This is a genomic window from Serratia sp. LTN-2 (genome assembly GCF_059740205.1).
Genome location: NZ_JCAXDO010000008.1, coordinates 117,682 through 137,146, shown reverse-complemented (window position 1 = coordinate 137,146; position 19,465 = coordinate 117,682). Strand labels below are relative to the sequence as shown.

Annotated in this window: 15 protein-coding genes; 2 read left to right on the top strand and 13 right to left on the bottom strand. The window is 62.2% G+C overall.

Going from position 1 to position 19,465, the window contains the following annotated elements:
* Nucleotides 1-4 precede the first annotated feature (4 nt).
* From rsmA to lptD, 4 genes are all read right to left on the bottom strand, one after another.
* Entirely contained in the window at nt 5-823 is an 819-nt protein-coding gene (gene rsmA, locus AC6BYQ_RS16690) for a 16S rRNA (adenine(1518)-N(6)/adenine(1519)-N(6))-dimethyltransferase RsmA (protein WP_063918142.1), read from the bottom strand.
* Nucleotides 816-1,808 carry a 4-hydroxythreonine-4-phosphate dehydrogenase PdxA gene (pdxA, locus tag AC6BYQ_RS16685; protein WP_025159630.1) on the bottom strand — a complete coding sequence of 331 codons (993 nt, stop codon included), beginning with the start codon at nt 1,806-1,808 and terminating at the stop codon, nt 816-818. Before pdxA ends, rsmA begins: the two co-directional genes overlap by 8 nt.
* Nucleotides 1,795-3,096 carry a peptidylprolyl isomerase SurA gene (surA, locus tag AC6BYQ_RS16680; RefSeq protein ID WP_197667715.1) on the bottom strand — a complete coding sequence of 434 codons (1,302 nt, stop codon included), beginning with the start codon at nt 3,094-3,096 and terminating at the stop codon, nt 1,795-1,797. The genes pdxA and surA overlap by 14 nt, the downstream gene beginning before the upstream one ends.
* Before the next feature lie 65 nt (nt 3,097-3,161).
* Nucleotides 3,162-5,522: an LPS assembly protein LptD gene (gene lptD / locus AC6BYQ_RS16675; protein ID WP_063918143.1), complete on the bottom strand. Its 2,361-nt coding sequence runs from the start codon at nt 5,520-5,522 to the stop codon at nt 3,162-3,164.
* Between the two features lie 228 nt (nt 5,523-5,750).
* On the opposite strand from lptD, the gene djlA reads away from it, so the two are divergent.
* Nucleotides 5,751-6,572, top strand: coding sequence for a co-chaperone DjlA (gene djlA, locus AC6BYQ_RS16670; RefSeq protein WP_019455045.1), 822 nt, complete (start codon nt 5,751-5,753; stop codon nt 6,570-6,572).
* Nucleotides 6,573-6,617: 45 nt separating this feature from the next.
* Here the strand turns inward: djlA and rluA are convergent, their stop codons facing one another.
* The 3 genes from rluA to AC6BYQ_RS16655 form a co-directional block, all read right to left on the bottom strand.
* Nucleotides 6,618-7,268 (bottom strand): bifunctional tRNA pseudouridine(32) synthase/23S rRNA pseudouridine(746) synthase RluA, encoded by a 651-nt coding sequence (rluA, locus tag AC6BYQ_RS16665; RefSeq protein ID WP_004932866.1) that lies wholly within the window; start codon nt 7,266-7,268, stop codon nt 6,618-6,620.
* 57 nt (nt 7,269-7,325) lie between these two features.
* Nucleotides 7,326-10,232: an RNA polymerase-associated protein RapA gene (rapA, locus tag AC6BYQ_RS16660; protein WP_025159632.1), complete on the bottom strand. Its 2,907-nt coding sequence runs from the start codon at nt 10,230-10,232 to the stop codon at nt 7,326-7,328.
* Nucleotides 10,233-10,479: 247 nt separating this feature from the next.
* Nucleotides 10,480-12,846, bottom strand: coding sequence for a DNA polymerase II (locus AC6BYQ_RS16655; RefSeq protein WP_019455047.1), 2,367 nt, complete (start codon nt 12,844-12,846; stop codon nt 10,480-10,482).
* 214 nt (nt 12,847-13,060) lie between these two features.
* Here AC6BYQ_RS16655 and AC6BYQ_RS16650 point away from each other — a divergent pair, with 214 nt between their 5' ends.
* Complete coding sequence (locus AC6BYQ_RS16650) at nt 13,061-13,831, top strand: DedA family protein (protein ID WP_074055960.1); 771 nt, start codon at nt 13,061-13,063, stop codon at nt 13,829-13,831.
* Nucleotides 13,832-13,859: 28 nt separating this feature from the next.
* Here AC6BYQ_RS16650 and ilvN read toward each other — a convergent pair whose 3' ends face one another.
* From ilvN to thiB, 6 genes are all read right to left on the bottom strand, one after another.
* Nucleotides 13,860-14,153 (bottom strand): acetolactate synthase small subunit, encoded by a 294-nt coding sequence (gene ilvN, locus AC6BYQ_RS16645; RefSeq protein WP_016929110.1) that lies wholly within the window; start codon nt 14,151-14,153, stop codon nt 13,860-13,862.
* 3 nt (nt 14,154-14,156) lie between these two features.
* Entirely contained in the window at nt 14,157-15,851 is a 1,695-nt protein-coding gene (gene ilvB / locus AC6BYQ_RS16640) for an acetolactate synthase large subunit (RefSeq protein WP_498057235.1), read from the bottom strand.
* A 111-nt stretch (nt 15,852-15,962) separates the two neighbouring features.
* Nucleotides 15,963-16,076: an ilvB operon leader peptide IvbL gene (gene ivbL / locus AC6BYQ_RS16635; protein ID WP_154747116.1), complete on the bottom strand. Its 114-nt coding sequence runs from the start codon at nt 16,074-16,076 to the stop codon at nt 15,963-15,965.
* Between the two features lie 88 nt (nt 16,077-16,164).
* Entirely contained in the window at nt 16,165-16,869 is a 705-nt protein-coding gene (gene thiQ / locus AC6BYQ_RS16630) for a thiamine ABC transporter ATP-binding protein ThiQ (RefSeq protein ID WP_063918147.1), read from the bottom strand.
* Nucleotides 16,856-18,463, bottom strand: a complete 1,608-nt coding sequence (gene thiP, locus AC6BYQ_RS16625) for a thiamine/thiamine pyrophosphate ABC transporter permease ThiP (protein ID WP_498057234.1) — start codon at nt 18,461-18,463, stop codon at nt 16,856-16,858. Before thiP ends, thiQ begins: the two co-directional genes overlap by 14 nt.
* Nucleotides 18,439-19,425 carry a thiamine ABC transporter substrate binding subunit gene (thiB, locus tag AC6BYQ_RS16620; RefSeq protein WP_498057233.1) on the bottom strand — a complete coding sequence of 329 codons (987 nt, stop codon included), beginning with the start codon at nt 19,423-19,425 and terminating at the stop codon, nt 18,439-18,441. Before thiB ends, thiP begins: the two co-directional genes overlap by 25 nt.
* Nucleotides 19,426-19,465: the final 40 nt, after the last annotated feature.

Here is a 19,465-nt window from a genome sequence, read left to right as displayed (position 1 = left end):
CTCCTTATTGCTGCGGCGCCGGATTGGCTGACAGCCAGTTCGCCAGCTTGCAGTACTGCGCCACAGAAATATTCTCTGCTCTGAGCGAAGGATCGACACCCAGTTCCGTCAGCTGCTCCGGCGTGAACAGGTCGCCCAGGCTATTGCGGATGGTTTTCCGCCGCTGGTTGAACGCCTGCGTGGTGATGCGGCTCAGCATACGCACGTCGCCCACCGGGTTTGGCAGCACGCGGTGCGGCACCAGGCGCACCACGGCGGAATCGACCTTCGGCGGCGGCGCGAACGCGGTCGGCGGCACTTCCAGCACCGGAATGACGTTGCAGTAGTACTGCGCCATCACGGTCAAACGCCCGTAGGCCTTGCTGTCAGGGCCGGCCACCAGACGGTTGACCACCTCTTTCTGCAACATAAAGTGCATGTCGCGGATTGCCTGAGTATAGCTGAAAAGGTGGAACATCAGCGGCGTCGAAATATTGTACGGCAGGTTACCAAATACGCGCAGCGGTTGGCCAGCTTCCTCGGCCAGTTCGGCGAAATTCACCGTCATGGCGTCCTGCTGGCGGATGGTCAGCTTGTCTTTCAGCTGCGGATGATTCTCCAGCCGGGTGGCCAGATCGCGGTCCAGTTCGATCACCGTCATGCGGTCCATGCGCGCGCCGACCGGCTCGGTCAAGGCGCCGAGACCGGGGCCGATCTCAACCACCGCTTCGCCCGGCTGCGGGTGAATGGCGGAGACAATGCTATCGATGACAAACTGATCGGTTAAAAAGTTTTGTCCAAAGCGTTTGCGGGCAAAGTGCCCTTGGTGGACTCTGTTATTCATTACAATTAATTATCATTTTAATGGCGAGATTCAGGGCCGTTTGGAAACTGCCGACATCGGCGGTGCCGGTGCCGGCCAGTTCCAGAGCGGTGCCGTGGTCGACCGAGGTGCGTATGAAAGGCAAACCGAGGGTGATATTCACCGCGCGGCCGAACCCTTGGTATTTTAGCACCGGCAGCCCCTGATCGTGATACATCGCCAGCACCGCATCGGCATCTTGCAGATATTTGGGCTGGAACAGGGTGTCCGCCGGCAGCGGGCCGACAAGATGGATGCCGTCAGCGCGCAGCGCATCGAGCGCCGGGATGATGGTGTCTATCTCTTCGCGCCCCATATGGCCGCCTTCCCCGGCGTGGGGATTCAGACCGCAGACGTAAATGTGCGGCTGGGCGATGCCAAATTTGGTTTTCAGATCGTGGTCGAGAATGCGGATGACTTCGAACAGGCTCTGCTGCGTGATGGCGCCCGGCACCGCCAGCAGCGGCAGGTGGGTGGTCGCCAGCGCCACGCGCAGCTCTTCGGTCGCGAGCATCATCACCACGCGATCGCAGCGGCTGCGATCGGCAAAGAATTCGGTATGGCCGATAAACGGCACGCCGGCGTCGTTGATCACGCCCTTGTTCACCGGGCCGGTGATCAGTGCGGAAAACTCGCCGTTCAGGCAGCCGTCGCAGGCGCGCGCCAGGGTTTCCACCACGTAGGCGCTGTTGCCGACGTTCAACTCACCGGCGGTAACCGGGTGAGCGAGCGGCACCGGCAGCACGGTCAGCGTGCCGGCGCGTTGCGCTTCGGCCGGTTGCTGCGGTTGGTAGTCGCGCAGCGTCAGCGGCAGGCCCAGGCGTTCGGCGCGTTCAAGCAACAAGGCCGGATCGGCGCACACCACCAGCTCAACAGGCCAATCCTGTTGCGCCAGGGCGGCTACCAAATCCGGCCCCACCCCGGCGGGTTCGCCGGGGGTAATGACGACGCGTTTATTGCTGTGCATCGCTGCCATCGAGGATCTTCACGTAGGCCTGGGCGCGCTGTTCCTGCATCCAGGTCTGCGCTTCTTCGGCGAACTTGCGGTTGAACAGCATGCGGTAAGCGCGATCTTTCTGCGCGGCGTCGGTTTTATCCACCTGACGGGTATCCAGCAGCTGAATCAGGTGCCAACCGAAGGAAGAGTGTACCGGCGCGCTGATTTCACCCTTGCTCAGCTTCAGCAGCGCATCGCGGAAGGCCGGATCGTAGATGTCCGGAGAAGCCCAGCCCAGATCGCCGCCCTGCATGGCGGAACCCGGATCTTGCGACAGCTGTTTGGCTTCGTCGGCGAATTTGGCGCGGCCGCTCTTGATGGCTTCCGCCACGGATTGCAGCTTGGCGCGCGCCTGATCGTCAGTCAACACCACGGAAGGCTTCAGCAGGATGTGACGGGCGTGCACTTCGGTGACCGAGACCGACTGACTGGCGCCGCGGATGTCGTTCACTTTCAGGATATGGAAGCCGACGCCGGAACGGATTGGGCCGACGACGTCGCCTTTCTTGGCGCTCACCAGACGTTCCGCGAACAGGGTCGGGATCTCTTGCAGTTTGCCCCAGCCCATGTTGCCGCCTTTCAGCGCCTGAGAGTCAGCGGAGTAGGTGATCGCCAGCTTGCCGAAGTCGGCGCCGCTGTTGATCTCGCCCACCAGACGTTTGGCCAGTTCTTCGGCTTTGTCGACCTGCTGCTGCGACGGGTTCTCAGGCAGCGGGATCAGGATGTGGCTGATGTTCATTTCGGTGTCGCTGCCGTTCTGCGCACCCACCTGTTTGGCCAGCGAGTCCACTTCCTGCGGCAGGATGGTGACGCGGCGACGCACTTCGTTGTTACGCACTTCGGAGATCAGCATCTCTTTGCGGATCTGCGCGCGATAGGTGTTGTAGTTCAGCCCTTCATACGACAGGCGGCTGCGCAGCTGATCGACGCTCATGCGGTTTTGCGCGGCGATGTTGGCGATCGCCTTGTCCAGATCGGCGTCGGACACGGTGATGCCCATTTTCTTGGCCATCTGCAGCTGGATGTTATCCATGATCAGACGTTCGATGATCTGATGGCGCAGCGTCTTGTCGTCCGGCAGCTGTTGGCCGGCCTGCTGGGCGTTGAGTTTCACCGACTGCAACAGTCCGTTGACGTCGCTTTCGAGTACCACGCCGTTATCCACGACGGCGGCGACTTTATCCACTTCTTGGGGTGCTGCGAACGCGGCATTGGCGCAAACCACCAATCCGAGAATAAGCGTTCTCCAGTTCTTCATACATTTCCCATTATGTAATCCGCAAATGCGGGTGAAAGTTCTCGTTTTCAAAGTGTTGCAAAGCGTCAGAATGCGCGCTGATACGGCAGAATGCCGGAGCGCAGCATTTCCGCGGAGCCGAGACTATGATCGCTGCTCAGGCCACGCAGTTCGACGTTGAACGAAACTCTGTTGTCGTAAACGCTGGTATTGTTGCTGGTGTTCCAGTCGGTGATCTTGCGCTCATAGCCCAGGGTCACTGCCCAGCAGCAGGTGTTGTACTTCAGCCCCACCAGCTGATCGGCGGATTGTTTGGCGCGGGTGTCGTAGTAATACGCCCCGACGACCGCCCAACGATCGGCGATCGGCCAGCTGCCGGTAATGCCCACCTGCGAGATGCCGTCCTGGAAGGCCGGAACCGTCTTGGTGTTCAACGCCGTCTGGATGTATTCCGGCGTGGCGTAACGGTAGTTCAGCTGCACCACGCGCTCGGCGTCCTGGCGGTATTCCACCACGCCGTTGCCCAGCGAGACGCTGCTCAGGCGGGTGTCGTACTGCAGGCCGCCGCGCAGACCCCAACGATCGTCGATCTTCCAATAGGTATCGCCGGCCCAGGCCACGCTGCCGGTATTATCGTTGTTATCGAAACTCGTCATCTGGTCGCCGGTACGCGAACGGCTGAAGTAGTAGATTTGACCCACGGAAGCGTTAAAACGTTCAACCAGCGCGTCATCATAAATACGGGTGGTCAAACCGGTGGAGACACGGTTCTGCGAAGCGATGCGATCCAGGCCGCTGTAGGTGCGGTCGCGGAACAGGCCGGAGTAATCGGTCTGCAGCAGCGTAGTGTCGTAGGTGTAGATGTTGCTCTGATCGCGATACGGCACGTACAGGTACTGCACGCGCGGCTCCAGGGTCTGGGTAGCGCCTTCTGCCCAGATCATCGGCCGCTCGAACACCAGCTTGCCGTCGACCTTGAACTGCGGCAATACGCGGTTGACCGAATCGTCAAGATCCGGCGCGGCGGCGCCTTTGCGGCTCTGGTAGTTGGCGGCGAAACCGTCAGGAATATCCTGCTGGTAGTGGGTCGCCATCACCTTGGCTTCGGTGTTCAGGCTGGCCCAGCCGTTGGTTAGCGGCAGGTTGAGCGTCGGTTCCATATGCAGACGGGTGGCGTCCGGGCTATACGGGTTGACGCTGGTGAACTTGGCCGCCTGGCCGTAGATATGGAAATCGAACGGGCCGAGGTCGTTCTTGTAGTAGTTCAGGTCCAGCTGCGGCTGCACCTTGTAGGTCTGCGACCAGGTACGATCGGTATTGTCGAAGATCTGGAACTGCTTGGAGCTCAGCGTGGCGTTCCAGTTCTCGTTGGCGTAGCCGAGGCTGAATTTTTGCGTGGCGTAGCCGTCGGTGGTGGACCCGTACTTGGAGTCCAGATCGGTGAAGTATTTGTAATCGCTGACCTTGGTGTAGTCGACGTTGAAGCGCCACACCTGGTCCATGACACCGTTGTGGTTCCAGTAGAACAGCCAGCGTTTGCTGTCGTCATTGTCTTTGCCGTATTCCCGATCTTTCGGCAGCCAGTCCAACTCCATCAGGCCGAGACCCGGCTGCACCAGGTAGCGGAATTCGGTCTGCCACTGCAGGCCGCGCTTGGACATATAGTGCGGCGTGATGGTGGCGTCGTAGTTCGGCGCGATGTTCCAGTAGTACGGCAACATGAATTCGAAGCCGTTGTTGCTGCCGTACTTGGCGTTCGGGATCAGGAAGCCGGAGCGGCGCTTGTCGCCGACCGGCAGCTGCAGATACGGGCTGTAGAACACCGGCACGCCGCCGATGCGGAAGCGGGCGTTCCACACTTCTGCCACTTGTTCTTCACGATCGTGGATCACTTCGGAGCCGACTACGCTCCAGCTGTCGTCACCTGGCAGACAGGAGGTAAAGGTGCCGTTTTCCAGAATGGTGTAACGGTTGGCGCCGCGCATTTTCATCTTGTCGGCGTCGCCGCGCCCCTGACGACCTACCATCTGGTAGTCGCCCTCATAGACGTCGGTATCTTTGGTGTTCAGGTTCGACCAGGCCTTCGGGCCTTTCAGTTTGATCTGATTGTCGCTGTAGTGCACGTCACCGGTGGCCGTGACGGTGCGCACGGGCTCCGTCTGACCCGGGTTTTGCGTCTGGTTCAGCTCAACTTCTTTGGCGGTCAGGGTGCTGTTGCCCTGCTCGACACGCACGTTGCCGCTGAACAGGGCGCTTTTCGGGTAGTCGGCGCGCGAGTCGTCGGCATTGATGGTCACAGGCTGGCTGTTTGGATCGCCGCTGACCAAAGGCTTGTCGTAAACGGGAACGCCAAGCATGCATTGCTCGGCCAGATCAGCCAGCGCATGCTGACTGTAGAGTGCCGTCCAAATCATCGTGGCCAGCAGGGTTGGGAAACTTTTTTTCATACGCGGTTTTGGTGTTCCGTCATCAGAGGCGTCGTGTCCGGCAAACGGTCAGAGACTATATTACTCATCTGCGTTGCGCTAGTGCTAAATCCAGCCGTTTACTTGCGTCGTCGTTAGGCGCAAAGATAAATGACAGGTATGATAATCCAAATTCTGGGAAAAATCGCCTGCGCCCTTTCCTGAAACGGAGGAGAGCGGGCGGCTTTCGGCATGATAATTGAGGAGTATATGCAGTATTGGGGAAAACTGCTCGGCGTCATCGTCGCCATCTGGTCTGGCGCGGGATTCTGGGGTGTAGTTCTGGGGCTGATTATCGGTCATATGATCGATACGGCGCGCAGCAACAAGCGCAGCCGGGGTTTTTTCACCGACCAGCAAACGCGGCAAACGCTGTTTTTCCGCACCACTTTTCAGGTGATGGGCCACCTGACCAAATCCAAAGGACGCGTCACCGAGGCGGATATCCAGATTGCCAGCCTGTTCATGGATCGCCTGCAGCTGCACGGCGAAGCGCGCACCGCGGCGCAGCAGGCGTTCCGCGAGGGCAAACAGAGCCAGTTCCCGCTGCGTGAGACGCTGCAGCAGTTCCGCAGCATCTGCTTTGGCCGCTTTGATTTGATTCGGATGTTTCTGGAAATTCAGATTCAGGCGGCGTTCGCCGACGGCTCGCTGCATCCGAATGAACGTCAGGTACTGTACGTCATCGCCGAAGAGCTGGGCATTTCGCGCGCGCAGTTCGATCAGTTCCTCAGCATGATGGAGGGGGGGCGCCAATTCGGCGGCGGTCAACAGGGCGGGTATTCGCAGGGCGGCTATCAGCAGGCTCAGCGCGGCCCGACGCTCGACGATGCGTGCAAGGTGCTCGGCGTGAACAGCAGCGACGATGCCGCCACCATCAAGCGCGCCTACCGTAAGCTGATGAGCGAACACCATCCGGATAAGCTGGTGGCGAAAGGCTTGCCGCCGCAGATGATGGAAATGGCCAAGCAAAAAGCGCAGGAGATTCAGGCTGCGTACGACCTGATCAAACGCGAGAAAGGTTTTAAATAGGCGATGAAAGCGGGCCCGGCATGCCGAGCCCGTTTAACATATGATTCAGAAATCCGGCTCGGCGCGAAAGTGCATCGGCGTCTGGAAGGCGGGATGGGTGATGCGCAACTCTTGCGCATGCAGCTGCAATCGCGGCGCCATCGCCTTGGCTTCCGGCGGGGCGTAGAAACCGTCGCCGAGTATCGGGTGCCCCAGCGCCAGCATGTGCACCCGCAGCTGATGTGAGCGGCCGGTGATCGGCGTCAGCTTCACGCGCGTGCTGCCATCGGCGTCGCGCGACAGCACCAGATACTCGGTTTGCGCCGCTTTGCCGGTGTCAAAACACACCTTTTGCAGCGGCCGATTCGGCCAGTCGCAGATCAGCGGCAAATCCACCAACCCCTCGTCATGTTCCATATGCCCCCAAACGCGGGCGATATAGGATTTCTTCGGTTCGCGTTCGCGGAACTGCCGCTTCAGCTCACGCTCGGCGGCCTTGTTGAGCGCCACCACGATCACCCCGCTGGTGGCCATGTCGAGCCGGTGCACCGATTCGGCGGCCGGATGATCGGCCTGAATGCGGGTCATCAGGCTGTCTTTGTTTTCCGGCGCGCGGCCGGGCACCGACAGCAAGCCGCTGGGCTTGTTGACCACCATGATGTGTTCATCCTGATACAGGATGTGCAGCGGGTCCTGCGGGGGATTATAGGGTTCCATCTTGGCTCCGCGAAAAGGGCCGAACGGGGAGGCGGCTGCCTCCCCGCGTCGCGCCGGTTACTGGTGGGTGACCACCACCAGACGAATGGCATCCAGGCGCCAGCCGGCTTCATTGAGGTTGGCCAGCACCTGACGGCGGTTGAACTCCAGCGTTTCGACTTCGTCGTCGCGAATGTTCGGGTTGACCGCTTTCAGCGCTTCCAGACGCGCCAGCTCGGCGCTCAGCTTGTCGTCCGCCTCTTGTTTGGCTTGCTCGATAAGCGTGCGCGCCTGCGCTTCGACCAGGCTTTCCGCCTGCTGCAGCATGGCGTGCACGTCTTGCTGCACGGCGTTGACCAGCTTGCTGGAGGTGTGGCGGTTGACCGCGTTCAACTGGCGGTTGAAGCTTTCGAACTCGACCTGCGCCGCCAGGTTGGTGCCCTTGCGATCCATCAGCATGCGGATCGGCGTCGGCGGCAGGAAGCGGGTCAGCTGCAGGTGCTTCGGCGCCTGGGCTTCCACCACGTACACCAGCTCAACCAGCAGGGTGCCGACCGGCAACGCTTTGTTTTTCAACAGGGACACCGCACAGCTGCCGGTATCGCCGGACAGGATCAGATCCAGGCCGTTGCGAATGATCGGGTGTTCCCAGCTGACGAACTGCGCGTCTTCGCGCGACAGCGCCTGATCGCGGTCGAAGGTGACGGTGCAGCCGTCCTGCGGCAGGCCCGGGAAGTCCGGCACCAGCATATGGTCGGACGGCGTCAGCACGATCAGGTTGTCGCTGCGGTCTTCCTGATTGATGCCGACGATGTCGAACAGGTTGAGCGCAAAGCCCACCAGGTTGACGTCGTTATCCTGCTCGGCGATGGCGGCGGCCAGCGCCTGGGCTTTATCGCCGCCGTTGGAGTGCATCTCCAGCAGGCGGTCGCGCCCCTGTTCCAACTGCGCTTTCAATTGATCGTGCTGTTGGCGGCAGGCGTGGATGAATTCGTCCAGCCCTTCCTGCTCGGTCGGCGCGGCCAGAAAACCGATCAACTGCTCATAGCAGCTGTCGTAGATGGTGCGGCCGGTCGGGCAGGTGTGCTCGAAGGCGTCCAGCCCTTCGTGGAACCAGCGGCCCAGCACCGCCTGCGCGGTGTGCTCCAGGTAAGGCACCATGATCTGGATGTCGTGCATCTGGCCTATACGGTCCAGACGGCCGATACGCTGCTCCAGCAGGTCCGGGTTGAACGGCAGATCGAACATCACCAGCTGGCTGGCGAACTGGAAGTTGCGGCCTTCGGAACCGATCTCGGAACACAGCAGCACCTGCGCGCCTTCCTCTTCGGAGGCGAAGTAGGCGGCGGCGCGGTCGCGCTCGATGATCGACAGCCCTTCGTGGAACACCGCGGCGCGGATCGCTTCACGTTCGCGCAGCACCTGCTCCAGCTGCAGCGCAGTGTCGGCCTTGGCGCAGATCACCAGCACTTTTTCGTTGCGGTTGGCCAGCAGGTAATCCAGCAGCCATTCGACGCGCGGGTCGAAGTTCCACCAGGTGGCGTTTTCGCCTTCGAATTCCTGGTAGATTTGCTCCGGGTACAGCATGTCGCGCGCACGGGCTTCGACGGACTTTTTGGCGCCCATGATGCCGGAGACTTTGATCGCGGTCTGATACTGGGTCGGCAACGGCAGCTTGATCTGGTGCAGGTTGCGGTGCGGGAAGCCCTTCACGCCGTTACGGGTGTTGCGGAACAGCACGCGGCTGGTGCCGTGGCGATCCATCAGCATCGAAACCAGCTCCTGGCGCGCCTGCTCGGCGTTGTCGCCTTCGCTGTTGGCGGCTTTGAGCAGCGGCTCGATGTCCTGCTCGTCGATCAGCTCGCCCAGCAGGTTCAGCTTGTCGTCAGCCAGGCGCTCACCGCTCAGCAACAGGGTGACGGCGTCGGCCACCGGACGGTATTTCTGCTGCTCGGCGACGAACTCGCCGTAGTCGTGGAAACGGTTTGGATCGAGCAGGCGCAGGCGCGCAAAGTGGCTCTGTTGGCCGAGCTGTTCCGGGGTGGCGGTCAGCAGCAACACGCCGGGGATATGCTCGGCCAGCTGTTCGATCACCTGATATTCGCGGCTCGGCGCTTCTTCGCTCCAGGCCAGGTGGTGCGCTTCATCGACCACCAGCAGGTCCCACTGGGCGTCCGCCAGCTCTTCCAGACGCTGCTTGTTGCGGCGCACGAAGTCCAGCGAGCAGATCACCAGCTGTTCGGTCTCGAACGGGTTGCTGCTGTCGAGCTTGGCTTCGGCGTAGCGGCTGTCGTCAAACAGCGAGAAGTAGAGGTTGAAGCGGCGCATCATCTCCACCAGCCACTGGTGCTGCAGCGTTTCCGGCACCACGATCAGCACGCGCTCGGCGCGGCCCGCCAGCAGCTGCTGGTGGATGATCATGCCGGCTTCGATGGTTTTGCCGAGGCCGACTTCGTCCGCGAGCAGAACGCGCGGCGCATGGCGCTGGCCGACTTCATGGGCGATGTGCAGCTGGTGCGGGATCAGACTGGCGCGCATGCCGCGCAGGCCGGCGAACGGCAGGCGATACTGCTCGCTCTGGTATTTGCGCGCGCGAAAACGCAGCGCGAAACGGTCCATGCGGTCGATCTGGCCGGCGAACAGACGATCCTGCGGTTTGCTGAAGGTCAGTTTGCTGTCCAGCAGCACTTCGCGCATCGCCACGCCGCTTTCCTGGGTGTCCAGACGGGTGCCGATATAGGTCAACAGACCGTTTTCCTCTTTCACCTCTTCCACCTGCAGCTGCCAGCCCTCGTGGCTGCTGACGGTATCGCCCGGGTTGAACATCACGCGGGTGATCGGCGAATCGTTTCTGGCATAGAGGCGGTTTTCACCGGTGGCGGGGAAAAGCAGGGTAATCATGCGCGCATCCAGCGCCACGACGGTTCCCAATCCTAATTCGCTTTCCGTGTCGCTGATCCAGCGTTGACCAAGAGTAAAAGGCATATATTGTCGGCTCGATTCTTTGTAAGTAAGTCTTGTTACCGGGCGGGAAGGGCCGCGGCACCTGTACTGAACGTCAGCTAATCCCGGTTTGTTTTAAATTTGGCGGGCAATAGCCGTTCACGCCATGCAGACGTCGCGAGACGGCAGGGCTAAGCGTGGTTCAGTTTTGGGAAGGGCGCTATGGTAATGGAAGGCGGCGCGTTCGTCACCTGCAAAACCCGATGATTTTTCTTAACCTGGCGCAATCTCAAAACAGCCCCATTTGCCCGGTGACCAGCGTGGTGAAATCGTCGTGCAAGAAAGGGAGTATAGCGTCTGCCACCGGTTGCAGCTGGCGTTCGAGGTAATGCTGATAGTCGATGGGCGAATGGCGGGTTTCCAGCGGTTCCGGCCCGGCCACGGTCATCACGTAGCTGATCCAGCCGCCGTTCTGATACTGCAGCGGCCGCCCCTGTTGGCGGTTGTAGTCGTCGGCGATGCGCGCGGCGCGGGCATGTGGCGGCACGTTGCGCTGATAGTCGTCGAGCTTTCTGCGCAGGCGTTTGCGGTACACCAGCTGATCGTCGAAGTCGCCGTTCAGGGTTTTGCCGACGTAGTCGCGCACATAGTCCTGATAGGGCTGCCGTTTGAAGATGCGCTGATAGAGCTGTTGCTGGAATTGCTGCGCCAGCGGCGTCCAGTCGGTGCGCACCGTTTCCAGCCCTTTGTACACCATCTCTTCCTCGCCGTCGGCGCGTGCGATCAGGCCGGCGTAGCGTTTTTTGCTGCCCTGTTCGGCGCCGCGAATGGTCGGCATCAGGAAACGGGAGTAGTGGGTTTCGAACTCCAGCTCCAGCGCGTTCTCCAGCCCGAACTGCTGCTGCAGCTGTTGCCGCCACCAGGCGTTGACCCGTTGCACCAGCGCCCGGCCGATCTGCGCCGCCTGTTGCTCGTCATGCGGCTGTTTCAGCCACACGAAGGTGGAGTCGGTATCGCCGTAAATTACCTGGTAGCCTTCGGCTTCGATCAGCTCGCGGGTTTGCCGCATGATCTCGTGGCCACGCAGGGTGATCGACGACGCCAGCCGCGGATCGAAGAAGCGGCAGCCGCTCGATCCCAGCACGCCGTACAGCGCGTTCATGATGATTTTCAGCGCCTGCGACAGGGGCTTGTTGTGCTGGCGTTTGGCGGCCTCGCGGCCCTGCCAGATCTGCTCGACGATCGCCGGCAGGCAGTGTTTGCTGCGCGAGAAGCGGGCGTTGCGAAAGCCGGGCACCGAGTCGGCGTCGCCCGGATGGCGCATGCCCTCCACCAGCCCGACCGGATCGATCAGGAAGGTGCGAATGATCGACGGGTACAGGCTTTTATAGTCCAGCACCAGCACCGAGTCGTACAGGCCGGGCCGCGAGTCCATCACGAAGCCGCCGGGGCTGTGCTCCTCCGGCTGTTCGCCGAGGTTGGGGGCGACAAAGCCCAGGCGGTGCATGCGCGGCATATAGAGGTGGCTGAAGGCTGCCACCGAGCCACCGCTGCGATCGGCCGCCAGCCCGGTGACGGTGGCGCGCTCCAGCAGGAAGTTCAGCAGATCGGCCTTGGCGAAGATGCGCGTCACCAGCTCGCAGTCCTTCAGGTTGTAGCGGGCCAGCGCCGGCTTGTCTTCAGCGAAGCGCCGGTCGATCTCCGCCATGCGCTGATAAGGGTTGTCGATCGCCTTGCCTTCACCCAACAGTTCCTGTGAAACGTATTCCAGGCTGAAGGAGGGAAAGTTCCAGGTGGCGGATTTCAGCGCTTCGATGCCGTCGATGATCAGCCGGCCGGCGGCGGCGGCGAAAAAGTGGTTCTGTTTGAAGCCGTGCTCGCGCCACTCCAGCAGGTTGCCGCCGCGCCCCAGCCGCAGCGGGATCTGGTAGCGCTCGGCGTGCTTTTGCAGCACCCGCAGATCGAACTGCACCAGGTTCCAGCCGATGATGGCGTCGGGATCGTGGCGTTCCAGCCAGGCGTTCAACCGTTCCAGCAGCTGGGGGCGGCTGGCGCAATATTCCAGATCGAAATCCAGCGGCTCATCGCCGCCGTTGGCCGGCCCCAGCATGTACACCTGCCGCTGGCCGCAGCCTTCCAGCGCGATGGAGTAAAGTTCGCCGTGGGCGGTGGTCTCGATATCCAGCGATACCAGCTTGAGCGTTGGGCGGTACTCCGGCGCCGGCTTCATCTGGCCGTTGAGCAACAGGCCGCCGCCGTTGGGGTTGCCGTTGAACCACACCGGCGCGGTGATGAAGCGCTCCATCAGGTAGCGCTCCGGTGGGCGAATGTCGGCCTCGTAGACCGCAACGCCGCCTTCCCGCAGCAGTTTTTCCAGCTTGATGAGCTGACGGTGCTGGCGGCAGTAAAGCCCCAGCATCGGGCGGTGGTGAAAATCCGTCAGTGCCAGCGGTTTCAGTTCGACTTGCCGCTCTTCCCGCAGCAGCAGTTCCGCGCGCTGCCGGTGTTCGGCGGGGATAAACGCCACCGAGGTTTGCGGCGGCAGACGCAGCTGACGCGGGCCCGCGTCGGTCGCCAGCCAAAATTCGACCTCGGTGCCGGTGGGCGTGTCGCGCCAGTGGCGAGTGAGCAGGAAACCCTGTTGCAGTGCTGTCATAACCCCTTCGTCTTCCGCCGGGTGGCGTGCGCGACATTCAGCGAGATGCCGGTTTTGGCGCTAATATAGATAAATTATAGTATGGGTTTTTATACAGTGATTGTCCATTGCCGCGCGGTGTTGCCAAATACGCATACAATTCATCGATTGACTCGTCTGCGGCGGCACTGGAAAATCCTCCGCCCGTTTGGCCCGAATAATCCACAGAGGTGTAATGGAAGCCTATTTACAAGATTTGATCACCCAGTCACTGGCTTTCACCCTGATGGTCGTCCTGCTGGTCGCTTTTCTGGAGTCGCTGGCACTGGTGGGGCTGCTGCTGCCCGGCACGGTGATGATGGCCAGCATCGGCGCGTTGATCGGCAGCGGCAAGGTGGACTTTTACTACGCCTGGGCGGCGGGCATCGTCGGCTGCCTGCTCGGCGACTGGATCTCTTATTTCGTCGGCCGCGCGTTCAAGGGGCCTTTACACCGTTGGTCTTTCCTGAAGAAGAACAAGGCGCTGCTAGACAAAACCGAGCACGCCTTGCACCAGCACAGCATGGCGACCATTCTGATCGGCCGTTTCGTCGGCCCGACGCGCCCGCTGGTGCCGATGGTGGCCGGCATGCTCGATCTGCCGCCGTACAAGTTCGCGCTGCCGAACATCATCGGTTGCCTGACCTGGCCGCCGGTTTATTTCTTCCCCGGCATTCTGGCGGGCGTGGCGATCGATATTCCCGCCGGTGCCGACAGCGCGATGTTCAAGTGGCTGCTGCTTGCGGCGGCGCTGCTTGTCTGGCTGGCGGTATGGTTGAGCTGGCGCTGGTGGCGTGAGGGCAAGCGCAACGCCGATCGGCTGAGCCGTTGGCTGACGCCGCTGCGGCTGCGCGTGGTGTGCGGATTGAGTTGGCTGGCGGCACTGGCGGCCGGTTATGCGCTGAGCCAGCAGCCGCTGATGCCGGTGTATCGCCACCTGTTGTGGAAGGTGTTGTCGGGTCAATGACAAAAGGGGGCGAAAGCCCCCGTTCGCCTTACTGGAAGAACGCTTCCAGCTGTTCAAATACCCGCACGTCTTCGCTGTGGCGCTTCACCTGCAGCACATCCTCCAGCTTTTCCACCTGGCTTATCATCTGCTCCAGCCGCTGATCGTCGGCGACCAGTAGCCAAATGCGGCTTTGCTGGCCGTCTTTCAACGGCAAACACAAAATGCCTTCGACGTTGAACGCGCGGCGAGCGAACAGCCCGCAAACGTGCGACATCACGCCGGGATGGTTGCGCACCGCCAGCTCCAGGATCACCTGGGGTTTATCTTGTGGTTGCAGCATGGCTTATTCTCCAATCATGTCGATGTTGGCGGCGCCCGGCGGCACCATCGGGAACACTTTTTCATTAATATCGATCAGCGCGTGGATCAGACAGGGGCCCGGTCGTTGGATCGCCTCGGCCAGCGCCGCCTGCGGATCTTCCGCAGCATTCAGATCGCAGGTATCCAACCCGAATCCGGCGGCGATTTTCAGGAAGTCGGTGCGCTTCGGATAGGCGGCGGCGAAGATGCGCTGCTGGTAGAACAGGGTTTGCTGCTGGTGCACCAGCCCCAGCGCCTGGTTGTTCATCAAAATGATTTTCACGTCCAGATCGTGCTCGACCGCGGTGGCCATTTCCTGAATGTTCATCATCAGGCTGCCGTCGCCGGAGAAGCACAGCACTTTGCGCTCGGGCTCCGCCAACGCCGCGCCGATCGCCGCCGGCAGGCCGAAGCCCATGGTGCCCAGGCCGCCTGAAGTCAGCCACTGGCGCGGCCGGCTCAGCGGATAGGCCTGCGCCACCCACATCTGATGCTGGCCCACGTCGGTGGTGATGATGGCGCTGTCGTCCACGCAGCGCGCGGCGGCCAGCACCAGGCCGTAATGGCTCAGCGGATCGTCGGCGTTCGGCATGTTGAACGGGAATTCGCGCTTCAGGTCATTGACGGTGTTCAGCCACGCGCTGCGCGGCTGCGTGTCGATCTGCGGCAGCAACTGTTGCAGCACCTGGCCGACGTCGGCATGGATCGCCACGTTGGCCTGTTTGACCTTGCCCAGCTCGGCGCGATCGATATCCACGTGAATGATGGCGGCGTTAGGGCAGAACTGCTCGGTTTTGCCGATTGCCCGGTCGTCGAAACGCGCGCCCAGCACGATCAGCAGATCGGCCTCCTGCAGAATGAAGTTGGTGCTGCGCGCCGCATGCATGCCCAGCATGCCCAGCGACAGCGGGTGTTCCACCGGCATCGCGCCCAGCGCCATCAGCGTCATGGTGGTGGGCAGGCTGGCGCGCTCGGCGAGTTCCAGCGCCTGCCGGTGGGCGTCGGCGCAGATGATGCCGCCGCCCAGATAGAGGATCGGGCGTTTTGCCTGATTGATCATCGCGGCGGCCTGCGAAACCAGTGCCGGATCGAAGCTCGGGGCGGCGTCCGGCACGGCGATCGGCGGCAGCTCTTCCAGCGTGATGGTGGCGGTTTGCACGTCTTTCGGCACATCGATCCAGACCGGGCCCGGGCGGCCTGACTCGGCGATGCGGAACGCGTCGCCGATCACCTGCGGCAGCTCGCGGATATCACGCACCAGATGGTTGTGCTTGGTGATCGGGATGGAAATGCCGTAGGTGTCCACTTCCTGGAAAGCGTCGGTGCCGATCATTGAGGAGGGCACCTGCCCGGTGATGCACACCAGCGGAATGGAATCGAGCTTGGCGTCGGCGATGGCGGTAACCAGGTTGGTGGCGCCCGGCCCGCTGGAGGCGATGCACACCGCCGCCTTGCCGTTGGCGCGCGCCATACCCTGCGCCATAAAGCCCGCGCCCTGTTCGTGGCGCGCCAGCACGTGGTGAATGCGGGTGCTTTGGCTCAGCGCGTCATACAGCGGCAGCGCGGCGCCGCCGGGAATGCCGGCGACGGTAGTGATGCCCTGACGCTCCAGCAGATGAACGATCAATTGTGCGCCGGTAAAGCTGGTGCCCGGTTGAGGCGTGCCCGAAGTTGCCATGTTCCTGTCCTTTCTCAAGGCCGGTGAGCTTTGCTGGGCAGGGTGCTAAAACAAGAAACCCCGCCCGGTTTGCGCCGGCGGGGTTTGGGAATCGATGCGTTGATTCGGACCCTACGGCGCATTGCCGACGACCACCACCACACGCACGACGACCACCGCGGCTGGTAGCGCGGTAACTAGTAGGGTCGAAGTCAGCGAGGATGCGATCACAGGGAACCTTATCATCAGTAAAAAAAGTCAGGTTTTTATAAAAACACAGGCGCAAAATTCGCACAACAGGTTTATTGGCGCAGCATAAAAAACGCGCGTCAGATCACGCTTTGCCCGAAATGCCCAGTACGCGCGCTTCGGGCGCGCTGCCGTCCAGCAGGGCCTGCGTCGGGCCGTCGTAGTAGATGCGGCCGTCGACCACCAGCAGCGTGCGCGGCGCGATGCGCGCGGCGTCGTCGAGGTTGTGCGATACCATCAGCAGCGTCAGGTTGCGCTGTTCGCACACCGTCCGCAGCAGTTGCAGCATCTCGTTGCGCAGCGCCGGGTCGAGCGCCGAGAAGGGTTCGTCGAGCAGCAGGATCGGCCGCTGGCGAATCAAACAGCGCGCCAGCGCGGCGCGCTGACGCTGACCGCCCGAAAGTTGCGACGGCAGGCGTTCCAGATGCTCTTCCAGGCCGACTTGCCGGGCGATTTGCGCCCGCTGTTGGCGCTGCTGCGCGTTCAAGCGCAGGCCGGGATCCAACCCCAATCCGATGTTCTGCGCCACCGTCAGGTGCGCGAACAGATTGTTTTCCTGAAACAGCATCGACACCGGCCGCTTGGCCGGCGGCGTGGCGGTGTGATCCTCACCGTTCAGCAGCAGCCGGCCGCTGGCCGCCGGCAGAAAACCGGCGATCAGGCTCAGCAAGGTGCTTTTGCCGGCGCCGCTGGGGCCGAGCACCGCGACGCGCTCGCCCGGCTGGATGCGCAGGTCAAAGCGCATCGGCAGGTGGTCATACAGATAGGTCAGTTTTTCAAGCGTCAGCATGGCGGCCCGGTAAGCGTTCGATCAGGGTAAACAGCAGGAAGCATAACAGCAGCAACAGCAGTGCGGTCACCGCGCCGTCATGGCTGCGGTAGGCGCCAATCTGCTGATACAGATAAAAAGGCAGGGTACGGAAATGCTCGTTGCCAAACAAGGCGACCACGCCGAAATCGCCGATCGACAGCACGCAGGCGAAGGCCAGCGCCTGCGCCAGCGGGCGGCGTAAGGCGCGCAGCTCAATCAGCCGCAGCCGTTGCCAGCCGCGGATATCCAGCGACAGGCACAGCGGGTTGTAACGTTCGGCGAGGTCGCGCATCGGATTCTCCAACACCTTGAGCGCATAGGGCACCGCCATCAGCGCATTGGTGAGGATCACCAGCGCATAGGGCGACTGCGGCAACCCGATGGTATCGCTCAGCAGCAGGAAGAAGCCGGTGGCCAGCACGATGCCCGGCATCGCCAGGATCACCATGCCGCTCAGCTCCAGAGCCTGGCCGCCGCGCAGCTGCTGCCGCAGCTTCAACTCGCGGCTGCTCCACAGCAGCATCAGGGTGAGCGCCACGCACAGCAGCCCGGCGCCGAGGGCGATGCGCAGCGACGTGAACAGGGCCTGCCACAGCACAGGCTGGCGCAGTACGCTGAGGATAGCCTGGTTGGCGCCATCGGCGATCACCGCCAGCAAGGGCGGCAGCAACAGCAACAGCGCGGCGGCGATCAGCAGGGAATCGCCGATGCGTCGCCACAGGCTGTCTTCCGGATTGCGCCAGCGCTGGGCGTGGGTATGCCCCACCGGCAATGCCTGGCTCAGGCGCTGACTGATCAACACCAGCCCGAGGCAACAGCCCAGCTGGATCAGCGCCAGCATGGCGGCGCGTCCCAGATCGTAGTCGTAACTCAGCGCCTGGTAGATCGCCAGTTCGATGGTGGTGGCCTGAGGCCCGCCGCCCAGCGACAGCACGGTGGCGAAGCTGGCGAAGCACAACATGAAGATCAGCGCGCCGCTCGGCAGGATTTGGCGGCGCAGCGCCGGCCATTCGACGAAGCGGAACTGCTGCCAGCCGCTCATGCCCAGTTGGGCGGCCAATTGGCGCTGTTCCACCGGAATATTCTCCAGCGCCTGCAGCAACAGGCGGGTCGCCAGCGGCAGGTTAAAGAACAGGTGCGCCAGCAGAATGCCCTGCAGGCCGTAGGGCGAGAAGCCATACTCCACGCCTAGCCAGCCGCACAGCGTCGCCAGCCAGCCCTGGCGCCCATAGACGCTGAGCAGGCCGAACACCGCCACCAACACCGGCAGCACCAGCGTCATGGCGCACAGCCGCAGCAGCAGTTGCCGGCCAGGGAAACGGCGGCGATAGAGCGCGCGCGCCAGCGGGATGGCGGGCAGCACCGAGATCAGCGCCGACAGCAGCGCCTGCCAGAAGGTGAAACGCACCACGTGCCACAGATAGCTGTCCTGCCACAGGCTGCGCCAGTCGCTGTCCGGCGCGTGACGCCACAGCGAACCCATCGCCAGCGCGGCGACCAGCAGGATCACGCCGGCGGCCAGCAGCCCCGGCCAGAGCCAGCGGGGGATCAGCGGCTGACGGCGGTTTGCCATGCCCGGATCCAGCCGCCGCGTTGTGTGGCCACCTCTTCGGCGCTGTACTGCAGCGCGGTATGCGGTACGTTCATCTGTTCAAAGCCGACGGGCAGCGGAGTGTTGATCACCGGGTACATCCAGTTGCCGGTCGGAATGGTGTTCTGGAATGCCGGCGTCACCATGAACTGCATGAAACGCTCCGCCAGTTCGGGTTGTTTGGCGGCCTTCAGCTTGCCGGCCACTTCCACCTGCAGGTAGTGGCCTTCGCTGAACATGGCGGCGGCGTAGAGGTCTTTTTTCTCTGCGATCAGGTGGTAGGCGGGAGAGGTGGTGTAGCTGAGCACCAGATCGCCTTCGCCTTTCAGGAACAGGCCGTAGGCTTCACTCCAGCCTTTGGTGACGGTGACGGTCTTCTTCGCCAACTGCTGCCAGGCGGCCGGCGCCTTGTCGCCATACACTTTCTGCATCCACAGCAGCAGGCCGAGCCCCGGCGTGCTGGTGCGCGGATCTTCGTAGATCACTTTCCAGTTGCGATCGCTGCTGACCAGCTCCTGCAGGCTTTTCGGCGGGTTCTTCAGTTTTTCTTTGTTGTAGACGAAGGCGAAGTACCCGTAATCGTAAGGCACGAAGGTCGCGTCCTGCCAGCCGCCCGGCACCGTCAGTTTGGCGCTGTCGACGCCGCTCGGCGCGAACAGGCCGGTTTGCTGCGCCGCCTGCAGCAGGTTGTTGTCCAACCCCAGCACCACGTCGGCGGCGCTGTTCTTGCCCTCCATGCGCAGACGGTTCAGCAGCGAAACGCCGTCTTCCAGCGCGACGAACTTCAGTTCACAGCCGCACTCGGCCTCGAAGGCTTTCTTCACCGCCGGGCCAGGGCCCCAGTCGGCGGCGAAGGAATCGTAGGTGTAAACCGTCAGCGTTGGCTTGGCGAACACCGGCGCGGCGCACAGCAGCAATAAGCAGGGCAGATATTTTTTGACCACGTTGCACTCCTGAGAAATAAGGGGGCAAGGGCATCTGAGG